Here is a 20881-nt window from a genome sequence, read left to right as displayed (position 1 = left end):
GCGTGCTGCGGCCCGTTGCACCCGCTCGGCGCCCGCGTACAGGGAGGTGCACCGATGGACGCCACGACATCCACCGCTCCGGCGGTCGACGAGCCGCTCGAACGTCTCGTCCGCCGTGCGGCGGCACTGGCGGCACGAGGCGGCCGCACGATGCTGGGCATCACCGGAGCCCCGGGCGCCGGCAAGTCGACGGTGTGCGAGGGGCTGGCGCGCGAGCTCGGTGACGCCGTCGCCGTCGTCGGGATGGACGGGTTCCACCTGGCCGACGACGTGCTCGCGACGCGGGGGAGCCTGGGACGCAAGGGCGCGCCGGACACCTTCGACGTCGCCGGGTACGTCGCGCTGCTCGAGCGGCTGCGCCGGCACGACGAGGCCGTCGTGTACGCCCCGCGCTTCGACCGTGGGCTCGAGGCCTCGATCGGCGGGGCGGTCCCCGTCCCCGCCGAGGTCCCGCTCGTGGTGACCGAGGGCAACTACCTGCTCGGGATCGACGGCGGGTGGCAACGCGTGCGTCCGCTCCTGGACGCGGTGTGGTTTCTCGAGGTCCCGGCGCGCGAACGCACGGCCAGGCTCGTGGCCCGCCGGGTCTCCCACGGGCACGCGACGGGACCGGCCCGGGACTGGGTGCACACCGTCGACGAGGGGAACGCGAGGGTCGTCACCGCGGGTCGTCACCGCGCAGACCTCGTCGTGCGCCTCACCGGGCAGCGCGAGGGGGCCCGGGCATGACCCGCCTCGGACCGCGCGACGTCGACCGGGTGCGGGACGGGGTCACCGTCCCCCGCTACGACCGCGCGGCCACGCGGGTAGGGATCGTCCACTTCGGGGTCGGCGGATTCCACCGTGCGCACCAGGCGGGGTACGTCGACGACATCCTCGCCCGGGGCGAGCTCGACTGGGGGATCTGCGGTGTCGGCCTGCTGCCGGGAGACGCCGCGGTCGCCGCGGTCGCGACCGAGCAGGCCGGTCTCTACTCGCACGTGACCGTCGCGCCCGACGGCGCGGAGTCCGCGCGCGTGGTCGGCAGTCTCGTGCGCTACCTCTACGGACCGTCGGACCAGTCGGCGGTCCAGCGGGTGCTGCGAGAACCCGCTACCCGGATCGTCTCGCTGACCGTGACCGAGGGCGGTTACGGCATCGACGACACCACGGGCCGCTTCTCGCCCCGGGACCCGGCGACCCTGCACGACCTCGCGGGTCTGGAGACCGGAGCGGAACCCACCAGCATGCTCGGGCACCTCGCGATCGCCCTGGGCGCCCGGCGCGCCGACGGCGTCGCACCGTTCACCGTGGTCTCCTGCGACAACATCCAGGGCAACGGGCACGTCGCCCGGGCGGCCCTCACAGCGTTCGCTCGCGCGATCGATCCGGAGCTCGCCGACTGGATCGCCGCCCACGTCGCCTTCCCCTGCTCGATGGTCGACCGGATCACCCCGGTCCCGACCGACCGGTCGCGATCGCGGGCCGCCGAGCTGATCGGGCTCGACGACCCTTGGGCCATCACCTCCGAGAGCTTCGCGCAGTGGGTGATCGAGGACTCCTTCACCACGGGGCGCCCCGGGCTCGAGGCGGTCGGCGTCGAGCTCGTCGACGACGTCGAGCCCTTCGAACGGATGAAGCTCCGGCTGTTGAACGCCGGCCACCAGGTGCTGGGCCACCTCGGCCTGCTGGCGGGCTTCACCTGGGTGCACGAGGCGTGCCGGGACGCGTCGCTCGCCGCGTTCCTGCGCCGCTACTGGCGCACGGAAGCGGTCCCGACCCTGGGCGAGGTGCCGGGGACGGATCTCGACGCGTACTGCGACCAGCTGATGGTCCGCTTCCAGAGCGACGCCGTGCAGGACACCCTCGGCCGGCAGGTGGTCGACGCCTCCGAGCGGCTGCCGAAGTTCCTCGTCCCCGTGCTCCGCGAGCAGCTGCACGGCGGCGGCCCGATCGACTGCTGCGTGCTGGTGCTCGCCGCCTGGGGTCTCCGCCTGGGACGTGAGGACGCCGAGGACCCCACGCCGGACCAGCACGGTGCGGCGCTCCGTGCCGCAGCACGCCGCGAGGAGCACGAACCGGGCGCACTGCTCTCCTTCGCTCCCACCTTCGGCGATCTCGGCCAGGACCCGCGGGTGGTCGCGGCGTACACGTCAGCGCGTGATGCGTTGGTGTCGCGAGGTGCTGCCGAGGTCCTGAGCAGCTTCTCGGCAGCGCCGGCCGCCGACGAACGGCGGGCGGCCCGGGGCCCTCGGGGCTGACTGCAGGTTCCCTCGTGCGAACCCACAGCGTTCCTGGGCAGGATGACGACGCGTCAGACCTGACGGACGAACGAGGGGAGCACCTGTGGACCTGGGCATCGAAGGGCGCGTCGTCGTCGTCACCGGAGCGGACTCCGGCATCGGCCTCGCGAGCGCGCACGAGCTGCTGCGCGAGGGCGCGCGGGTCGTCCTGACCGACACGGACGCGGACCGGGTCCGCGCGGCGGCCGAGTCGCTGGACGTGCCGCGGGACTCGTGGGCGGCGGTCGGCGCGGATCTCACGCGGCCCGACGACGTCGCCGCGCTGGTGCGTGCCACCGAGGAGGCGTTCGGCCCGGCGGGCATCCTGGTGCACTCGGCGGGGATCCACGGGGCGCAGGGGTTGTTCCACGAGATCGACGACGACGGCTGACTCGAGACGCTCCAGGTGGACCTGCTCGCCGCAGTGCGCACGGTGCGGGCGCTGCTGCCGGGCATGCGGGCCGCCGGGTGGGGCCGCGTCGTGCTGGTCTCGTCCGAGGACGGGGTGCAGCCGTACGTCGACGAGCTGCCGTACAGCGCGTCGAAGGCGGCGATCCTCAACCTCACCAAGGGGCTGTCCAAGACGTACGGCCGCGAGGGCGTGCTGGTCAACGCCGTCTCGCCGGCCTTCGTCGAGACGCCCATGACCGACGAGATGATGGACGCCCGCGCCGCCGATCTCGGCGTCGACCGGGACGAGGCGATCCGCAGCTTCCTGGCCGAGGAACGGCCCTTCATCGAGCGGGACCACCGGGGAAGGCCCGAGGAGGTCGCCGCGGTGGTCGCGCTGCTCTGCTCCGCACGCGCGAGCTACGTCGTCGGCTCGAACTACCGGGTCGACGGCGGCTCGGTCGCCACGATCTGAGGAGGCCACCATGGCGAAGGGCCACTACGACTACCTGCTGCTCGGCGGCGGCATGGCCTCGGACGCCGCGGCGCGCGGCATCCGGGAGGTCGACCCGGCCGGCACGATCGGGATCGTCGGTCGAGAGGCGACCGAGCCCGTGACCCGCCCGGCGCTGTCGAAGAAGCTGTGGACGGACCCCGACTTCTCCTTCGAGCAGGTCTGGACGGGCACGGCCGAGGACACCGGGGCGGACATGCTGCTCGGCGAGACCGTCGTCGCGCTCGACACGGACCGCCGCACGGTGCGCACCGCGTCGGGGCGGGAGATCGGCTACGTCAGGGCGCTGGTCGCGACGAGCGGCACGCCCGCGTCGCTCGACATCCATGACTCCCACGCCTCGGGCCGGGTCATCCCGTTCCGCAGCGTGCGCGACTACGAGCGGCTGCGCGGGCTCACCTCGCACGGCAGCCCGCACGTCGTGGTGGTGGGCGGCAGCTACATCGTCACCGAGCTGGCGGCCGGGCTCACCGAGACCGACGCCCAGGTGACCCTCGTGTTCACGCAGGACACGCTACTGGACCAGATGCTGCCTGCCGACCTCGCCGGCCGCGTGGAGCTGTGGTTCCGCACCCACGGGGTGGAGCTCGTGCGCGGGACCGGGGCGACGGGCGGCGAGGTCCAGGGACCTGACGGGCCGGTCCGCCTCACGCTCTCGTCCGGCGACCAGATCGAGGCCGACGTCGTCGTCCTGGGGCTGGGCATCTCGCTCGAGACCGGCTTCGCCGCCGAGGCCGGGCTGGAGACGGTCGACGACGGCGGGATCGTCGTCGACGCGCACCTGCGGTCGAGCGACCCGGCGGTGTGGGCGGCAGGCGACGTCGCGCGCTACCCGGACCCGGTGCTGGGCGCCCGACGGGTCGAGCACGTGGACCACGCGACGTCCTCCGGCCGCTCCGCCGGCCGCGACATGGCGGGTGCGGGCGAGCCCTACACGCACACGCCCTTCTACTATTCGGTGCTGTTCGGCGTGCGCTACGAGGCGGTCGGCACCCTCGAATCGTCGCTCGAGATCGTCGTGGACCGCCAAGGACCCGTCGACGACCCCTCGGCGCGCGTCGTCGCCAACTACGTGGAGCGGGAGGCCGACGGCGCCAGCACGGCGCGGGTGCACGGCGTCCTGCTGTGGGGCGTCGAGGAGGGCACCGACGCGACCGACGCGGCGCGCGAGGTGCTGGCCGCCGGGCCGGTCGACGTCGACACGCTCCCCGGGCGGGTCCGGCTGGGCTGACGGACGCCGCGGGCCCGGGCCGGACCTGGTCCTGTCCGGGTCGATCAGTCCTCGGGAGTGACCGTCCGGGCCGAGCCCTGGTGCCGTGCGAGGAGTGCGGCCCCGTCGGCGACCGCCACGTGCGAGAGCGGCGCGCGCGACGGGTCCGTGCTGCACAAGCCGAGAGCAGCGAGGTAGGACGCCTGCTGCGGGGCGCCCTCGCTGCGCTCGAGCTGGGGCAGGCCGACGTCGTGGAGCGCCAGCCGCGACGGTACGGGCAGCGTGCCGCCGGACCGTGCCACGGCAGGCGGGCCGTCGGCGGAAGCAAGGACGAGGTCGCTCGGAGGGGCGAGCAGACCGGTACCGGCCGCCTTGAGGACAGCTTCCCGGCGGACCCAGGAGCGAGTGAGGGACATCGGCGTCCAGCCTCCGGCCGGCCGCTCCCCGGGGGGGACGGTACCGATGACGGCGTCGAGGTGTCGCTCGACCCTGGCGACGGACTCGACGTCCACGCCGACGGAGACGGTGCCCTGCGGGGCCGCAGTGACGATTGCGACGAGCACCCATGAGCCGGCATGCGAGATCGAGAAGGACGGGCCGCCAGCGACGTACGGTCTCCCCGGCGCCGGACCGTCGGTTGCCCCGATTCTCAGGTCGACCGACCTGCCGGGGGCACCGAGCACCTCTCCGAGACCCGCACGGACGAGGGCTCGGGCCGTCGTAAATCGCTCGCGGTCGGAGCGCCGCCGGTATGTGCTCGCCCTGCTCACCTCGATCGATGACAGGAGGCCGCCGCCGCTGTTGATCGGGAGCGGCGGCGCGTACCAGACGGTGACCTCGGTCTCGTCGGGCCGGCGGGAGCTCACCTCGACAACGCGACGGCTCGGCGAACGTCTGGCTACCGCTTGGTGATCGTGACCTTGACGCTGTCGCCGATGTCCTTGCCGAGGCGCTTGCGCACCTTCGCGTTCAGCGACACCATGTGCCCGCCCGTCCCCGTGACCATCGCCCCGACGTTCTCGAGCTCGACGTCGTCGACCGTCGCGTCGACCTTGACCGTCTTGCCGGTGCCGAAGAACTCAGCCGAATCGGGGATCTCGACGCAGCTCCACGTGTCTCCCTTGACGTCGACGCCGATCGTGGTCTCGAAAGTCAGCTGCTCTGCACTCATGAGGGACACGGTATCGGTCCTGACCTGGCCTGACATCCGCTGGCTTGCGGGCCGACCGCGGTCTCGACGTCGCCCGGACGCCGGGGGCAACTCAGGAGACCGCCTGCCGGAGGGCCGTTGAGATGCTCAAGCTCTCACGGCGCGGCGCAAGCTCGGAGGGCAGCGATGACACACGCAACGACCGCAGGGCAGGACGCTGTCCCGCGCGGCCGACTCACCCGCGCGATCCGGCGCCACCACACGGCGTGCTTGACCGTGTTCGCCGCGCTGCGCGCCGAGGCCGCCGCCGGGACGGCGGTCCTCCTGGCCGCGGGCGTCCTCACTGCCATAGGTCCCGGTGCGTGAGACGAGCTTCGCGCCTCCATGCCTCGGACCGGCCGTCCGGCCGTCCGATCATCCCACCGACCTGACGAGAGTGAGACATGGAAACCTCTGCAGCGCCTCTTCCAGCGACCGCCCCCGAACCTGACCCCGCCCCGAGACCGAGGATCGTCCTCGGCGCCGTCGCGTCCGTCGCCGTCGGCTTCCTGATCACCGTGTTCTGGTCGTACGAGTTCGTGGACGACGTGGTGGGTGGCGCCATCACGGGCCTCTTCCTGGGCGCGGACCACGCTGCCGACCCTGGCCTCGTCGGCGCGCTCGCGTTCGCGACCGTCGCCGGCCTGGCCGGCACCTTCACCGCCTGCAACATCGCGTGCTTCGCGTCGGTCGGTCCCCTCGCCGCCGAGGCGGGGTCCGCGGCGCTGTCCCGGACCGCGCTCGTCCGTCACGCTGCCACGCAGCTGGGGTGGCTCGCCCTCGGCATGTGCCTCGTCGCCGCCACCTACGGTGCGGTGGTCGTCGCGCTCGGCGAGCGCTCGTTGATGCTCAGCGACGCGACGTTCGGCGGTCTGCCGGCCCGCCTGCTCCAGGCCTCCGTCATCAACGTCGCCCTCGGAGTGGGGCTCGTCTACGTCGCCGTGCGGTACCTGAGAGGCAACCCCCTGCGCGGCCGTGTCGGGATCCTCGGGCTCGGTACCCTCCTCGGCCTCCTCGTCGTCGGCCGGCCCTTCCCCATGTTCCGGGAGGTCCTCCAGGCAGCGGTCGAGTCGAACCCGTTCGCCGGCGTCGGCATGCTGGTACTCGTCGTGATCGGCAACGTGGCGATCGTCGCGGTCCTCTACCTGGGGTTCGTCGCTGCGGCCGGTCCGGCCCTCCAGCGCTACGTGGGCCGGCACCAGGGCGCGGTCCTGCGTGTCGGCGGCTATCTGCTGCTGGCGCTGGCGGCGTTCTCCGTCGCGTACTGGGGGTTGCGCGTCCCCGCCATGTTCGGCGTCGGGTGGTTCCCGGCCGTGTAGGCGAGGGCCGTGCACCAGTGCTGCCGAGACCCGCCCGCCCCGGCGGGTCTCGGCAGTGGTGGGCGGTCAGCCGCAGTCGTAGAGCGCGGAGTCGCCGTAGCTGGGGATGGGCAGGTCGTCGGTGGGCGAGAACTCCGTCCCGCCGTACTCCGCGGGAGGTACGAGCTCACAGCTCGCCTGGACCCAGTCGACCCGTTCCTGGGCCTCGACCCCGCCCATGCCCGCGATGCCCCCGACCCGGCCCGCACCGGGTGCGGCCGACAGCACGAAGCGGAGGGTCCCCGACTCCTTCCAGTCGTCGAGGGTCTCCACCGTCGGGACCGGGTCCGCCCCGAGGAACCCGCCCATCCCCGCGACGACCACGTCGCTGTCGAGGATGAACTCGGAGGAGGCGAGGCCGCCGCCCTCCGTCAGCAGCGGTAGCGCCGCGCCGTCGGCACGGGCACGCACGTGGGCCAGCACGGCAGCGTTCTCGGCAGACATCGTGCTGCCGGCGAATCCTCCGGCGCGCACCGGACCTGTGTGCTCGGGGTCGGTCAGGGCCGCCAGCTCGTCGGGGATCTCCGTCGGTGACGGGCCCTCGTCGAACGGCACAGGCGGCATGGGGAGCCGGGCCAGGTCGACCGGGACGAGCACGCCGTCGCGCATCGACTCGAAGCGCTCGTTCACGGGCCCGGCCTTCGGGAAGCCTCCCGACGACGGGGACATCGCTGCCGACGCGACCGACCAGGAGACGGCGCCGACAAGGACCGTGGCGACGACGGCGACGAGGCCCGTCCCCGACCTCCTCGAGCGTGGCAGGGCGAGCGCTGCGAGTGTGGCCAGCGCCAGGCCGGCGGCGACCCAACCGACCCAGCCGTGCCAGGAGGGGTACCGGCCGGACAGCACGATCGCGGTGACCGCTGTGGAGACGACCCCGGCGACCAGCACCGCCAGTGCGCGCCGGTCGCCGTCGCGCTGGGCGTCCCAGAGCCTGACGAGTCCTGCCCCGGCCACTGCACCGACGGCGGGCACCAGCAGGGAGACGTAGTACGGGTTGAAGATCCCCTGGGTGAAGCTGAGCACGGTGAAGCTGGTGACGAGCCACCCGCCCCACAGGACCCACCCACCGGTGGGAGGGTCCGGTGCCCACGGCTCCGCGTGCCAGGCGCGCAGATAAGCTCCGGCGCCCACGTACGCGAGGACGACGGCGCACAACGGGAGCAACCACGCGATCTGCCCGCCGGTCTCCACCGAGAACAGGCGCCCCAGGCCGGCCTCGCCGCCGAAGAGCCCGACGACCGACAGCGGTACGTTGAGGCCCGAACCGCCGGCCGCCTGGCCCGAGCCGAACAACGCCCCGAAGCCGTTGTACCCGAAGACGAGCTCGAACGCGCTGTCCGAGACGGTGCCTCCCATGTACGGCTTCTCGCCCGGCCACAGGTCGCGCAGCGCCGACCACGAGAACGACACCAGCAGGAGCACGGCGAAGGCCCGGACCAGGTCACCGATCCGCGTACGCACGGAAGCACCTGCGACGCCGAAGACGACCGCCCCGGCGAACGCCGGCAGGACGATCCAGGCCTCCAGCATCTTGGTGTTGAATCCCAGTCCGATGAGGACGGCCGCGCCCACGAGCCAGGCGCGCCGCCGGCGGTCGGTGTCCTGTCGCAGGCCGTGCGTCAACGCCCAGGCGGCGAGGACGAGGAAGAGGATCAGCAGCGTGTCGGTGTTGTTGTGGCGGTTGAGCACGACCGTCACCGGAGAGAACGCCATGACCGCCGCGGCGATCAGCGCAGCACGCTCTCCTGCCCACAGGCGGACCGCCCGGTGCAGCACGAAGACGGTCAGGACTCCGGCGAGCACCTGGGGGAGGAACAGACCCCAGTCGTCGAACCCGAGCACCGAGGCGCTCGCGGCCTGCACCCACAGTGCCAGCGGCGGCTTGTCGACCGATACCATCCCAGCGGGGTCGGCAGCACCGAACAGGAAGTTCGTCGGGCTCTGCAGCATCGATCTGACTGCAGCGGCGTAGTACGTGTTCCCGAGGTCGGCCTCGGAGATCCTCCACGAGTACATCAGGGCCGCAGCGAGACAGATCAGGGCCAGGACGACCCTGCTCCCGATGTCGCGCGGTGCCAGAGGGCCGGCGGCCTCCGGAGGACGTACCCGGTCGGGCGGGGTCAGAACGGCGGCCATCGTGGTCCCTTCGTCGTCGCTGTCGCGCTCACGTTCCCAATCACGGGGAACCCGGCCAACTCCCTGGTTGCCGGACGGCCGGGGCGCACGGCGACAGCACACGAGAAGAACGCGCGCGGTGCCCGCAGTCCTACGGTGATGCCGAATCCCGACACACCGCTCGGGCAGCAGACACGGGAGGTCCGATGAATTCCGCAACGACCGTCGAGGAGCGGGGCCCGCTACCGCTCGACGCCGACTACGCCGCTGAGCGCGACCTCCCCGTGGAGCTCGTCACCTCCGCGGACGGCACCCGCATCGCGTACGAGAGGTCCGGTACCGGCCGACCCGTCGTCATCGTCGGTGGCGGCCTGAACGACCGCGCCATGTTCCGTCCGATGGCCGGGATCATGGCCGAGCGCTTCACCGTCTACAACTACGACCGACGCGGGCGGGGGGACAGCGATCTGGGGGACCCGGACGCGTGGACGCTCGACACGGAGGTCGAGGACCTGCGGGCGGTCATCGAGGCCGTCGGCGAGCCCTGCGACGTCTTCGGCAACTGCACGGGCGCGATGGTCGCGATCGAGGGGGCGGCAGCGGGTCTCGACATCCGGCGCATGGCCCTCTACGAGCCGCCCTACCGGTCGCCGGAGGCGACGACCGAGCAGCTCGCCGCGATCCGCCGGCTCATCGACGAGGAGCGCCGCGGCGAGATCGTGGAGATGTTCGGCCGCGACATCGTCGGGTTCATCAGCCCGGAGAAGATGGAGTACTTCAAGCAGCATCCCGCGTGGGCGGCTTTCGAGTCGATGGCCTACTCGGCGTACTACGACGCCATCATCAGCCGCGACCACACCGGGATCCCGTTCGAGAAGCTCCCCGACGTCCAGGTCCCGACGGTCGTCATGCGCGGTGACGTCGGTGACGGCGGGATCCACGACGCCTGCGTCCAGATCGCCGACGGCATCCCCGAGGCGCAGCTCCTCACGATGAGGGGCTGTGACCACCTCCTGGACCAGGCGGCCTGGTCCAGGTACGTGATGGCTTTCCTCGAGAACTCCTGACGACCCGGCCCGACCCGCTGGCCGGCACCCGCCGCCGGTGCCGCCCGGCAGGCGGTCGCCTGCTGGGCGGCACCGCGCACCGTCAGGTCTGCGTCGTGACCCGGACCGGGATGTGTTCCCAGGCCCTGAGGGTGTTGTTGGGCCGGGGCACGGCGTCGCCGGCCGGCTCCATCGTCTCGATCCGCCGTGCCATCGCCGTCAGCAGCGCCTCCGCCTCGAGTCGAGCGAAGCTCTGACCGAGGCACGCGTGCAGTCCGGTGCCGAACCCGACGTGCCCCGCGGGGTCGCGGGTCACGTCGAAGGCGTCCGGGTCGTTCCACCGCCGGGGGTCGCGGTTGGCGGCACCGAGCAGCACCATGATCTTCTCGTGGGCGCCGATCGCGGTGCCGGCCAGGGTCACGCCGCGGGTCGTGGTGCGGAAGAACGACTGCACGGGAGTCGACCACCGGAGCGCCTCGTCGAGGGCCCGACGTCGTACCCCCTCGTCCTGACGGACCAGCTCCCACTGCTCAGGGTGGTTCGCCAGCGCGTAGAGGAGCGAACCGAGAGCGTGGACGGTCGTGTTCACCCCGGCTGCGAACAAGGACCGCACGACATCGGGTGCCTGCTCCGCCGTGATCTCCCCGCGGTCCGCGGCGGCCCAGATCATCTCACCGAGCCCACCCGGTTCCAGCGCCTCACGTCGGCAGCTCTCGTTCACCCACTCCGAGTGGCGCCTCGCGGCGGGACCTGCTTCCCGCACCAACGCGTTGCGCGGGCCGAAGGCGTTGAAGAGGAAGTCGCTGAAGGCCATGAGCCGGTGCCGGTCGCCCTGGGCGATACCGACGGCGTTCGGGAAGGCCTCGAGCGGGAAGGCCATGGCGAGCTCCGCCAGCGCGTCGAAGGTCGTGGTGCGTCCGAGCAGACGGTCGACCAGCGTCTCTGCGTCCGCGAACCAGTCCTCGCGGAGCGTTCGCTGGGTCCGCGGGCCCAGGATGTCTGCCAGCACCCGGTGCGGTGCGTCGTGGTGCGGAGGGTCGGCCTCGAGAAGGATGCTCTTCTGGCGCCAGGGCTTGCTGGTGGCGAAGTTCGACAGACCGACCCCGTGCGTCGAACCGAAGTCCTGCCAGTTGCGCAGCACGCTCGTCACGTGCTCGTGGCGCCCCGTCGCATAGCAGTCGTACCGGGCGAGCCGGACCACGTCGGCCGTCTCGCGCACCGCCACCTGGAACGTGGTCGGGTCGACGGTGCCGGCCTCGCCGTACGGGTCGGAGTCGATGGCCGGGACGGTCTCGGGTCGTGCCAGGGCGGATGACATCGGTACCTCGCTCACAGGTCCAGCACCACGAGCCCCTCACGGGCCCGGGACACGCAGGGGAACATCACGCCGACGTCGCCGTCGGCGAGGATGGTGTCGCGGTGGTCCACCTCTCCGTGGAGCACCGGGGTCTCGCAGGCCCCGCACGATCCCGCGCGGCACGACGACAGGATGTCGACCCCGGCGGTCTGGATCGCCTCGAGCAGCGAGGTCCTGCGCGGGACGGTGATCGTCGCACCGGTACGCCGGAGCTCGGCTGTGAACGGCTCGTCGGTCTCGAGCGCCTTCGGACGGGCGAACGCCTCCGTCCGGAGGGTGTAGTCCGGCCACGACCGGGCGAGATCTTCGAGGACGTCGCTCATGTCGGCGGGCCCGCACGCGTACACCCGCGCACCGTCCGTCAGGGGACCGACGGCCTCGGCAAGGTCCGGGCGGCCGTGGTCGCTCGTCGTGTGCACCTCCACGTGCTCCGCACGGGGCCCCGTCAGCAGGTCGTCCACGTAAGGCATCGAGGCAATGTCCCGCCCGATGTACAAGAGCCGGAACGGGATGTCGAGGCCTGCCGCAGCCTGGATCATCGGCAGGAACGGGGTGATCCCGATACCGCCGGCGACGAAGACGTAGCTCGTGGCAGGGACAAGAGGGAACGAGTTGCGAGGTGTTCCCACGCCCACGACGTCACCCACCCGGAGCACGTCATGGAGGTAGGCGGAACCGCCCGTCCCGTCGACGTCGCGCCGCACCGCGACCGTGTACGTGCAGGGATCCCACCGGTCACCGCAGAGGCTGTAGGGCCGCACCATGCCGTTCGGCAGCGTCAGCGCCACGTGCGCGCCGGGCGTCCAGTCGGAGAGACGCCCGAGGTCGGGTCGGCGGAGCGTCAGCTCGACAGCGTCGACCGCGAGCTGCCGTCTCTCGACCACGTCGAGCTTTCCTGCGCCGATGTGCATGGGAACGTCCGAGGTCCGAGTCGGGGTTGAGGAGGAACCTCACCGACGGTAGGTGGCCACCCGGCCGGAGACTTCTCGCGACTTGCGTCGAGGATCGGCTCGAAGCGGCGCAAGCCAGGAGACGGCAGGACGGCGGGGGACCTCTAGCGTCACGGCATGGCCGGCACGGGGACTCCCAGGCGCGCCACGAGGAACCCTGTGGTGGGATCGTCCACGACCGTGCCCACCGAAGTCACCGGAACGAGGTCCGTCTCACCAAGGTGAGCGGTCCGGAGGAAACACAGATGGCATCCCGTCAGAAGGCCACAGTCCACCCGCCCGGCACCGACCCCCGACGCTGGAAGGCGCTCTTCGTCCTGTCCGCGCTCCAGTTCATGATCCTGCTTGACATGACCATCGTGAACGTCGCGCTCCCGGCGATCGAGGACGGTATGGCGTTCGACCAGACCGGACTGACCTGGGTCGTGAACGGCTACGCCCTCGCGGCCGGCTCGCTGCTCATCCTCGGCGGCCGTCTCGCCGACTACTACGGGCGCCGCCGACTGCTGATCATCGGCGTCGTCGTCTTCGCCGTGTCCTCCGCGTTGTGCGGGCTCGCGACGCACCCGGCGATGATGATCGTGGGGCGGTTCGGCCAGGGTGCCGCCGAGGCCCTCGCCGCGCCGGCCTCGCTCGGGCTGATCGCACTGCTGTTCACCGACGCCAAGGAACGCTCCAAGGCCCTCGGGATCTGGGGCGGCCTCGTCGCACTCGGTGGCACCCTCGGGTACGTGTTCTCCGGCCTGCTGACGAACTTCACGTCGTGGCGCTGGATCTTCCTCATCAACCTGCCGGTGGCGCTCATCGCGCTCGTGGCGATTCCTGCACTGCTCGACGAGTCCCGGGCCACCGAGAAGCGGGGCAAGCTCGACGTCTGGGGTGCCGTGACCTCGACCACCGGCCTGATCGCGATCGTCTACGGGCTGCTGCAGGCGGCAGAGAACCCCTGGGGCTCGGGGGCCGTGGTCCTCCCGGTCGTGGCAGGGATCGCGCTGATCCTGACCATGCTCGTCATCGAGCGTCGCGTCGCGGACCCCCTTCTCCCTCGAGGGTTCTTCCACAACCGCACACGGTCGGTCGTCAACTTCACGAGTCTGTTCTTCATGGCGGCCTTCATCGGGTACACGTTCATGCTGACGCTCTTCGAGCAGGACGTCCTCGGCTACAGCCCGCTCCAGAGCGGGCTCGGATACCTGCCGCTCGGCATCGGCATCGGGATCGGCATCGGCGCGTCGTCCGTTCTCGTCCCCAAGATCGGCGTGAAGCCGGTCGTCGTCGCAGGGTTCATCGGGGCCGGTGTGGGACTCGGGCTCACGAGCTTCGTGTCCACCGAGAGCTCGTACCTTCTCGGGATCCTGCCCGGCATGCTCGTCTTCGCCGTCTTCGCCGGTGCCACCATGCCGGCCGCGACCAACGCTGCGCTGCACGGTGTCACGAAGCAGGACTCCGGTCTCGCGTCGGGGGTGCAGAGCACCGCGCAGCAGATCGGGGGTGCGCTCGGCCTGGCCGTGCTGGTCACGTTCGCCACGCGCCGGTTCCTCAGCGACGTCACCGCGGGAGAACCGGTGGAGGTCGCGATGACCAACGGATTCACCCTGGGCTTCACGATCGGTGCCGTCCTGATGCTGGTGGGCGGCGTGCTGCTCGCGATCTTCCTCGAGCGCGTCGACGGAGCTCTGCGCGACCCGATGGTCGAGGGCGTCGAGGCCGAGGTCGCGAACATGACGGGCGACGAGGCCCCGAGGCCATGAGGATCGCGGTCACCGGGGCTGACGGGTTCATCGGCTCGCACCTCGTCGAAGGGCTCGTCCGCTCCGGGGCCGATGTCGTCGCACTCGCGCAGTACAACTCGACGGGCGCCTGGGGCTGGCTCGAAGACCTCCCCGCCGACGTCCTCGACAGTGTCCGCGTCGTCCTCGGCGACCTGCGGGACGCCGAGGTGATCGGACAGGCGCTCGCCTCCGCCGAGGTCGTGTATCACCTCGGGGCACTGATCGCCGTCCCTTACTCCTTCCACGCGCCTCGCTCGTACGTGGAGACGAACGTCCTCGGCACCCAGAACGTCCTGGACGCGATCCGCCGCCACGGGGGCCGCCTCGTGCACACCTCCACGAGCGAGGTGTACGGAAGCGCCGTCACGGTCCCCATCGCCGAGGACCACCCGCTGCAGGCGCAGTCGCCCTACGCCGCGACCAAGATCGCCGCAGACAAGCTCGTCGAGTCCTACGTCGCGGCCTTCGACGTGCACGCCGTCACCATCCGTCCCTTCAACACGTTCGGACCACGCCAGTCAGCACGAGCGTTCATCCCCACCGTCATGTCGCAGGCCATGACGGGTCGGACCTCCCTCTCCCTCGGGTCCTTGGCGCCACGCAGGGACCTGATGTTCGTCGGTGACACGGTGGCCGCGTTCCAGGCGGTCGGCGCCCTTGCCGCCGACCGCTGGAACGGCGCCACCCTGAATGCCGGGACCGGGACCTCGTGGCCCATGAGCCGGGTCGTCGACGAGATCGCCCGGGTGGTCGGCGTCGACCTGGACGTCGTCGCGGACCCGTCGCGTGTCCGGCCGGCGGCCGCCGAGGTCCAGCACCTCGAGTGCGACAGCACCCGGCTGCGGAACGCGACCGGGTGGCAGCCCCGGGTGACGCTCCGGGAAGGGCTGGAGACGACGCGCGACTGGATGGCCGATTCTCGTCGCCTCCTGTCGTACAAGCCGGACCTGTACCAGCTGTGAGTCGCTCGTCTCCTCGTGGAAAGGCCGATGAGATGGAAGCAGTGATCCTGGCCGGCGGTCGAGGGGTCCGCCTGCGCCCGTACACCACCCGGCTCCCCAAGCCGCTCGTGCCCATCGGGGAGGACCACGCGATCCTCGAGATCGTGCTCCATCAGCTCGCTTACCAAGGGTTCAGCAAGGTGACCCTGGCGATCGGCCACTTCGGCCACCTGATCAGGTCCTTCGTCGGGGATGGCAGGCGGTGGGGGCTCGACGTCGTCTACATCAACGAGTTCCAGCCGCTGGGCACGCTCGGGCCTGTCGTCGGCGCCCGCGACACGCTGCCGGAGAACTTCCTCGTCATGAACGGTGACGTGCTGACCGACATCGACACGAGGAGCCTCCTGCGTGCGCACGTCGCCAACGCCGCCCCGCTGACGGTCGCGACGTACCGGAGGCAGGTCAAGGTCGACCTCGGGGTGATCGAGGCGGACCAGGGCAGCATCGTCGACTTCATCGAGAAGCCGACCTACGACTACCGCGTGTCGATGGGGGTCTACGCCGTGTCGCGCGAGGCGCTGGCCCGGTACGGGCTGGGCGAGGCGCTCGGCTTCGACCGCTTCATCCTCGACCTCATCCGGGCCGGGCGGAACCCGTCGGAGTTCGTCCACGAGGGGTACTGGCTCGACATCGGCCGACCGGACGACTACGACCGCGCCAACGAAGAGTTCGGCCGCATGCGCAGCTCGCTCCTCAAGGGCGCGTGATGCGCGCCGTCGTGGTCGGCTCGACGGGCTTCGTCGGGGGGCACGTCCGCACTGGGCTGGCTCGCCGAGGCTGGCACGTGGCCGCCCTCGACCGCTCGAGCCTCCCGGACGGCGACATCGTCCGGGCGCTCGCGGGCATGATCGCGGTGTCCCCGCCGGACCTGGTCGTCAACTGCACCGGTGCGACGTCCGGGTCCCGGACCGCGCTGTACCGGTCGAACGCCGACCTGGCACGGGACCTGGCCTGCGCCGTCGCGGCGGCGGGCCGCCGGCCGAGGCTGGTGCACATCGGTTCGGCCGCGGAGTACGGGGCCGCATCCGGCTCCAGACCGTGCGCCGAGGTCGACGAGGCCATCCCGCTGACGGACTACGGCAGGTCGAAGCTCGAGGGCACTCGCCGCGTCCTGGCTGCGGTGCCGTCCGCGACGGTGCTCCGGGCCACCACGGTGATCGGCGCCGGGTGCGGTGGGTTCGTGGGTGCGGTCTGTCGGCAGATCGCGGCCGGCGCGCCGGACGGGACCGTGGCGGTCGGGTCGCTGGCGGCGGCGCGAGATCTCGTCGACGTGGACGACCTCGTCGCTGCGGTCGACTCCGTGGCACGTGCGCCGGCCGTCCACGGCGGTATCTACAACGTCGGCACCGGGGTGGCCGTCGAGCTCGATCTGGTCGTCGCGCGTGTCCGGGCCGTCACCGGGTTCCGCGGCCGCGTCGTCACGGGTCGCGTCCCTGGGTCAGGCCGGTCCGCGGCGGTCGTGAGCCAGTGCTCCGACATCGGCAAAATCGCGCGCGACGTCGGGTGGGCGCCCGTGACGCCCCTCGATGCGTCGATCAGAGCGGTCTGGGACCAGGCGTGCGCGAGCACGCGGACGCACGTCGACCGAGGAGGAAGAGCATGCCCGTCGCACTCGTCACCGGTGCCAACCGCGGGATCGGCCGTGCCACCGCGATCCGGCTGGCCGACCGCGGCTACGACGTCGTCGTCGCCGCACGGAGGCTGAGCGACGCGCACGCCGCGGTGGACTCATGGGCGCCCTCGCAGGGCCGTGTCCTGCCGGTACGCCTCGACGTCACCCGGCCGGAGGACGCCAGGGCCGCCGCGGACCTCGTCGAGGACGAGCTGGGCGGTCTGGACGTGCTCGTCAACAACGCCGGTGTCCTCCCTGAGGAGCGTCCGGGGCACCCTCGCGGGCGGCTCGACGTCGTCTCGTTCGACGAGGCGGTCCGCACCAACCTCCTGGGTGCCGTGCACGTGACCGACGCGTTCCTCCGGTTGCTCCGCGAGAGCTCTCAGGGTCGGATCGTCAACGTGTCCACGAGCTTGTCGTCAATGTCCCACCAGACAGATCCGGACTCGCCCTACTTCGCCACGGCCTGGCCCGGTTACCAGGCGTCGAAGGCCGGGCTCAACTCGTTCACGGTGTCGCTGGCGAAGCTGCTCAGCGGGACGTGCATCAAGGTCACCGCCGTGTGCCCTGGGTTCGTGCGGACCGAACTGACGCCAGGCAACGCCCGGGCGCGCCGGACGGTCGACGAGGGCGCCGATGTCGTCCTGCGGGCGGCCACGCTCGCCGACGACGCACCCTCCGGCCAGTTCATCGACGCGCGGGCCACGGTGCCCTGGTAGTGGTGGCACCGTCGGGGGGCCCGGCCCGGCGGGTGGCGTGCAGCGTCCAGCGGGCACGATTGTTCCCCAGGTTCACCGGCAGGCGTCGAACGTCGAAGCCGAACGCGCCGACGTCCCGCGCCAGGTCCGCGAAGGAGTAGGACACGAGCCCGTGGTCGCGGCGGGTGCGCGCGTAGGTGGTCGTCGGCAGGGTCGCGAGCCGCGCCAGCGCGGTGCCGAGGAACCGTCCCCGGCCGGCGAAGCGCACGAGCTGCCAGACGTCGGCCAAGGTCGACGTGCGAGGACTGATGAGGTCGCCGACGAGGAGGACGCCACGGGGCGGGAGCAGGCGGGCGGCGGCCGCCAGGAAGGCCGTGACCTCCGGGGCCGTCAGGTACTGGAGCACCGAGTGGGCCAGGACCAGGTCGACGGAGCCGGCCGGCAGCGCCCCGAGGCCTCGCGGCCCGATCACGGCCACCCCCGGGCTGTGCCGGAACGTCGTGGTGAGGTGCGCCCGGATTGCCGGGGCCGCCTCGCACAGGATCAGGTGCCGGGACGTGGTCAGGACGGTCTGTGCGTGCAGCGCGTCGCCCGGTCCGTAGTCCAGGACGACGCCGCCCGGTGGCAGGTGCGCACGGAGGCTGGCCGCCAGGGCCGCGAAGTGCGCCGCCTTGTGGTCCCCGCCGAAGTACGCGCGCTGCCCGCGGTCCCACTCGTCCAACCAGGGTGTTGTCCGGATCTCGGCCATGACGGCAGCCAACGTCACCCGGAGGGCCGCGGCAACTCCCGGGCAGCGGCGCGCGGCTCCCACCCGCAGACCATGAGTCGTCCGCCTTCGAGCCCCTGGGTAGCGTCGCCACGCGACCGAACGGGAGGGCCGATGACGCCACCGACGAAAGCACCGACAGTCGACGTGGTGGTGCCCGCGTACAACGAGGCAGACGTGCTGGACGCCAACGTCCGGGTGTTGCACGCCTACCTGTCGCGCGCGCTGCCCTGCACTTTCGCGATCACGATCGCCGAGAGCGGCAGCTCGGACGGCACTCCATCCGTGGCGGACGAGCTCTGCCGGCAGCTCGACGGTGTCCGCGTGCTCTCCGACCCTGCTCGGGGTCGCGGGCTCGCGCTGCGGAACGCGTGGACCTCCAGCGATGCCGTCGTGGTCGCGTACATCGACGCCGACCTGTCCATCGGCCTGGACGCCTTTCTGCCACTGCTGTCACCCCTCCTGTCCGGTGACAGCGACGTCAGCGTGGGGAGCCGGCACCTTCGTGGCTCACGCGTCGAACGGTCGGTGCACCGAGCCCTGCTGTCCCGTTCGCTCAACCTGCTGCTCCGGGTCGTGCTCGGTGCGCGCTTCAGCGACGCGCAGTGCGGGTTCAAGGCGGGTCGCCGCGACGCGCTCGTGCAGGTCATGGAGGACGTGCAGGCCGACCACTGGTTCTTCGACACGGAGCTCCTCGTGCTCGCGCAGGCTGCCGGTCTGCGGATCCGGGAGGTCCCGGTCGACTGCCTGGACGACCCGAGCTCCTCCGTCGACGTGCTCCCGACGGTGGGCAGCTTCCTCCGCGAGATCGTCCGGATGGTTCGGAGCGGCCGAGCGCCGGGCGTGCACCACGAGAGGACGGTCGGTGCCTGACCGGGTGGTGGCCGGCGCGTGGCGGCTTCCGTTCGTCCGGTTCGCCGTCGTGGGTGCCGTCACCGGTGCCATCCACCTGGGCGGGTTCGTCCTGCTGCGGACGTGGTGGGAGCCCGTCGTGGCGAACGCCGTCGCACTGACCGTCGCCACCGTCGTCAACACGGAGGGGAACCGGCGCATCTCCTTCACCGAGGAGAGGTCCGAGCCCGTCTGGCGGCAGCACGTCAAGGCGGCGGTGGCACTGCTGGCGAGCCTCGCCGTCGCCGCGGTCGCCTTCTCGGCTCTCGACCCGGGCCACCGGGTGCTCGAGGTGGCCGTGGTCGTGGGCGCCGACGCCACGTCGATCCTGGTCCGCTATCTGCTGCTCCGGCACTGGGTGTTCCCGCCGACCCGAGGAGGCGTCCTTGCTCGACCTGATCATCACGGCTGACGACTTCGGCATCAGCGAGGGCATCAGCCGGGGCATCCTGGCATCGCACGAGCGGGGGATCGTCACGGCCGCATCGGTGATGGCGAACGGCCGCGCTCTGCGACGCGTCGTCGGTGAGGCCGCCGATCACCCGCGGCTGGCGCTCGGGGCGCACCTGGTGTTCGTGGGCGAGGACCCACCGCTGCTCACCCGCAGGGAGGTCCCGACCCTCGTCGACCGGTCCGGAGCCCTGCCGGCGTCGTGGCGGCACCTCGCCGCACGCGTGCTGGCGGGTCGCGTGGACCCGGACGACGTCCGCGCTGAGGGTCGGGCCCAGCTCGACCTGCTCCGGCACGACCTCGGGCTGAACCTGACGCACGTCAACACCCACCAGCACGTGCACCTCCTGCCGGCGGTGGCACACGTCGTCATCGACCTGACGCTCGACGCCGGGGTCGGCTACGTGCGTGTGCCCTCGACGCGGTCGAGGTCACCGCGCGCCTCGGTGATCCGCCGGTGGAGCCGGCGCCTCGGCGCGGCCGCCGGTCGGGCCGGGCTCTCGACGAACGACGCGTTCGCAGGGCTCGACGAGGCAGGTCGTCTGACGACGGCCGACGTGCTCGGAGCCGTCGCCGGCTCCGGGCACGTCGGTGTCCTGGAGATCAACTGCCATCCCGGGCTCCCGACGTCCCAGGACCGCGAGCGCTACCGGTGGGACTACGCATGGGAGCGCGAGGTGCGTGCGCTCACCGACCCCGGGCTCCTGGACGCGATCCGCCGCGGAAGGGCCAGGCTCGCGCGGCCCGGACGAGACTCCCGCGTGTGATCGCACACCAGGAGAAATCCGGGCCGCACGGCCCACCTAGCATCCGAGGCATGAGCAACGACACCGGTCGTGCCACCGCCTCCGCGCAGGCGGTGTGGTTCGACATCTCCAGCCGCGACCCGCAGCAGACCCACGACTTCTACAGCCGGCTCTTCGGGTGGGACGTCCACCCGATGGACGGTGACGACTATGCCGTCGTCACCGCCGGTGACCAGCCGCCGTCCGGCGGGATCGGCCGAGCCTCCGACAGCTCGCCCTACGTCGGCCTCGTCCCCTACTTCCCCGTCGCGGACCTCGGGCTCGCGCTCGAGCGCGCGACGACGCTCGGCGCAACCGTCGTCATGGATCCCACGCCGACACCGATGGGGAAGATCGCCGCTGTCCGCGACCTCGAGGGCAACACCGTCGGGCTCAAGGAGTCCTGAACCACGACGGCCGACGACGGCCTCGTCCGACCGTCCCCGGCAGACGTCGGGGAGCACGTCCCGCCACACCGGGGCTGCGAGCACAGCGGCCCCGCCATCGCAAACG

The 20881-nt window shown here is 71.8% G+C and carries 21 protein-coding genes and 1 pseudogene; 16 read left to right on the top strand and 6 right to left on the bottom strand.

Annotation, left to right across the window (positions count from 1 at the left end; all coding sequences use genetic code 11):
* The first annotated feature begins 54 nt into the window (after positions 1-54).
* From UQW22_RS05295 to UQW22_RS05280, 4 genes and pseudogenes are all read left to right on the top strand, one after another.
* Positions 55-729 carry a nucleoside/nucleotide kinase family protein gene (locus UQW22_RS05295; RefSeq protein ID WP_407319848.1) on the top strand — a complete coding sequence of 225 codons (675 nt, stop codon included), beginning with the start codon at positions 55-57 and terminating at the stop codon, positions 727-729.
* Positions 726-2240 (top strand): mannitol dehydrogenase family protein, encoded by a 1515-nt coding sequence (locus UQW22_RS05290; protein ID WP_407319846.1) that lies wholly within the window; start codon positions 726-728, stop codon positions 2238-2240. Before UQW22_RS05295 ends, UQW22_RS05290 begins: the two co-directional genes overlap by 4 nt.
* Positions 2241-2325: 85 nt before the next feature.
* Positions 2326-3126 (top strand): annotated as a pseudogene (locus UQW22_RS05285) (SDR family NAD(P)-dependent oxidoreductase).
* Between the two features lie 10 nt (positions 3127-3136).
* On the top strand, positions 3137-4396 hold the full coding sequence (locus tag UQW22_RS05280; RefSeq protein ID WP_407319844.1) for an NAD(P)/FAD-dependent oxidoreductase: 1260 nt from the start codon (positions 3137-3139) through the stop codon (positions 4394-4396).
* A gap of 44 nt (positions 4397-4440) precedes the next feature.
* On the opposite strand, the gene UQW22_RS05275 is transcribed toward UQW22_RS05280, so the two are convergent.
* Positions 4441-4938: a 4'-phosphopantetheinyl transferase superfamily protein gene (locus tag UQW22_RS05275; RefSeq protein ID WP_407319843.1), complete on the bottom strand. Its 498-nt coding sequence runs from the start codon at positions 4936-4938 to the stop codon at positions 4441-4443.
* Positions 4939-5273: 335 nt separating this feature from the next.
* Positions 5274-5546 carry a DUF1905 domain-containing protein gene (locus UQW22_RS05270; RefSeq protein WP_407319841.1) on the bottom strand — a complete coding sequence of 91 codons (273 nt, stop codon included), beginning with the start codon at positions 5544-5546 and terminating at the stop codon, positions 5274-5276.
* A gap of 165 nt (positions 5547-5711) precedes the next feature.
* Here UQW22_RS05270 and UQW22_RS05265 point away from each other — a divergent pair, with 165 nt between their 5' ends.
* Together UQW22_RS05265 and UQW22_RS05260 are read left to right on the top strand one after the other, a co-directional pair.
* Complete coding sequence (locus UQW22_RS05265; RefSeq protein WP_407319840.1) at positions 5712-5891, top strand: hypothetical protein; 180 nt, start codon at positions 5712-5714, stop codon at positions 5889-5891.
* A 77-nt stretch (positions 5892-5968) separates the two neighbouring features.
* Entirely contained in the window at positions 5969-6883 is a 915-nt protein-coding gene (locus UQW22_RS05260) for a hypothetical protein (protein WP_407319838.1), read from the top strand.
* A gap of 66 nt (positions 6884-6949) precedes the next feature.
* Here UQW22_RS05260 and UQW22_RS05255 read toward each other — a convergent pair whose 3' ends face one another.
* Positions 6950-9061, bottom strand: a complete 2112-nt coding sequence (locus UQW22_RS05255; RefSeq protein WP_407319836.1) for an ArnT family glycosyltransferase — start codon at positions 9059-9061, stop codon at positions 6950-6952.
* Positions 9062-9246: 185 nt separating this feature from the next.
* Between UQW22_RS05255 and UQW22_RS05250 the strand changes: the two genes are divergently transcribed.
* Positions 9247-10107, top strand: a complete 861-nt coding sequence (locus UQW22_RS05250; protein ID WP_407319835.1) for an alpha/beta fold hydrolase — start codon at positions 9247-9249, stop codon at positions 10105-10107.
* 82 nt (positions 10108-10189) lie between these two features.
* Here the strand turns inward: UQW22_RS05250 and UQW22_RS05245 are convergent, their stop codons facing one another.
* On the bottom strand, positions 10190-11404 hold the full coding sequence (locus tag UQW22_RS05245) for a cytochrome P450 (RefSeq protein ID WP_407319833.1): 1215 nt from the start codon (positions 11402-11404) through the stop codon (positions 10190-10192).
* Positions 11405-11415: 11 nt separating this feature from the next.
* On the bottom strand, positions 11416-12354 hold the full coding sequence (locus tag UQW22_RS05240) for a PDR/VanB family oxidoreductase (RefSeq protein ID WP_407319831.1): 939 nt from the start codon (positions 12352-12354) through the stop codon (positions 11416-11418).
* 284 nt (positions 12355-12638) lie between these two features.
* Here UQW22_RS05240 and UQW22_RS05235 point away from each other — a divergent pair, with 284 nt between their 5' ends.
* From UQW22_RS05235 to UQW22_RS05215, 5 genes are read left to right on the top strand one after another with little or no spacing between them, the layout of a single operon-like run.
* Positions 12639-14144 (top strand): MFS transporter, encoded by a 1506-nt coding sequence (locus tag UQW22_RS05235; protein ID WP_407319830.1) that lies wholly within the window; start codon positions 12639-12641, stop codon positions 14142-14144.
* Positions 14141-15127: a GDP-mannose 4,6-dehydratase gene (locus tag UQW22_RS05230; RefSeq protein WP_407319828.1), complete on the top strand. Its 987-nt coding sequence runs from the start codon at positions 14141-14143 to the stop codon at positions 15125-15127. Before UQW22_RS05235 ends, UQW22_RS05230 begins: the two co-directional genes overlap by 4 nt.
* Before the next feature lie 32 nt (positions 15128-15159).
* A complete protein-coding gene (locus tag UQW22_RS05225; RefSeq protein ID WP_407319826.1) occupies positions 15160-15873 on the top strand; it encodes a sugar phosphate nucleotidyltransferase in 714 nt (237 codons plus the stop codon).
* The gene (locus UQW22_RS05220) at positions 15873-16871 is read left to right on the top strand and encodes an NAD-dependent epimerase/dehydratase family protein (protein ID WP_407319824.1); all 999 of its coding nucleotides are present in this window, start codon (positions 15873-15875) and stop codon (positions 16869-16871) included. The genes UQW22_RS05225 and UQW22_RS05220 overlap by 1 nt, the downstream gene beginning before the upstream one ends.
* A complete protein-coding gene (locus tag UQW22_RS05215; RefSeq protein ID WP_407319823.1) occupies positions 16766-17497 on the top strand; it encodes an SDR family NAD(P)-dependent oxidoreductase in 732 nt (243 codons plus the stop codon). Before UQW22_RS05220 ends, UQW22_RS05215 begins: the two co-directional genes overlap by 106 nt.
* Here the strand turns inward: UQW22_RS05215 and UQW22_RS05210 are convergent.
* Positions 17466-18224, bottom strand: coding sequence for a methyltransferase domain-containing protein (locus UQW22_RS05210; protein WP_407319821.1), 759 nt, complete (start codon positions 18222-18224; stop codon positions 17466-17468). The two genes, UQW22_RS05215 and UQW22_RS05210, sit on opposite strands and share 32 nt — an antisense overlap.
* A 132-nt stretch (positions 18225-18356) precedes the next feature.
* Between UQW22_RS05210 and UQW22_RS05205 the strand changes: the two genes are divergently transcribed.
* The 4 genes from UQW22_RS05205 to UQW22_RS05190 are packed head-to-tail and all read left to right on the top strand — an operon-like array spanning position 18357 to position 20775.
* Positions 18357-19115: a glycosyltransferase gene (locus UQW22_RS05205; protein ID WP_407319819.1), complete on the top strand. Its 759-nt coding sequence runs from the start codon at positions 18357-18359 to the stop codon at positions 19113-19115.
* Positions 19108-19545 carry a GtrA family protein gene (locus UQW22_RS05200; RefSeq protein WP_407319818.1) on the top strand — a complete coding sequence of 146 codons (438 nt, stop codon included), beginning with the start codon at positions 19108-19110 and terminating at the stop codon, positions 19543-19545. The genes UQW22_RS05205 and UQW22_RS05200 overlap by 8 nt, the downstream gene beginning before the upstream one ends.
* Positions 19520-20350 carry a carbohydrate deacetylase gene (locus UQW22_RS05195; protein WP_407319817.1) on the top strand — a complete coding sequence of 277 codons (831 nt, stop codon included), beginning with the start codon at positions 19520-19522 and terminating at the stop codon, positions 20348-20350. The genes UQW22_RS05200 and UQW22_RS05195 overlap by 26 nt, the downstream gene beginning before the upstream one ends.
* 50 nt (positions 20351-20400) lie before the next feature.
* Entirely contained in the window at positions 20401-20775 is a 375-nt protein-coding gene (locus UQW22_RS05190) for a VOC family protein (RefSeq protein WP_407319815.1), read from the top strand.
* The last annotated feature ends 106 nt before the right edge of the window (positions 20776-20881 follow it).

The sequence above is a fragment of the Isoptericola halotolerans genome, from assembly GCF_045689585.1.
Taxonomy (GTDB): domain Bacteria; phylum Actinomycetota; class Actinomycetes; order Actinomycetales; family Cellulomonadaceae; genus Isoptericola; species Isoptericola halotolerans_B.
The sequence above is the reverse complement of the archived record's forward strand: the minus strand, read 5'-3'. Positions and strand labels throughout refer to the sequence as shown.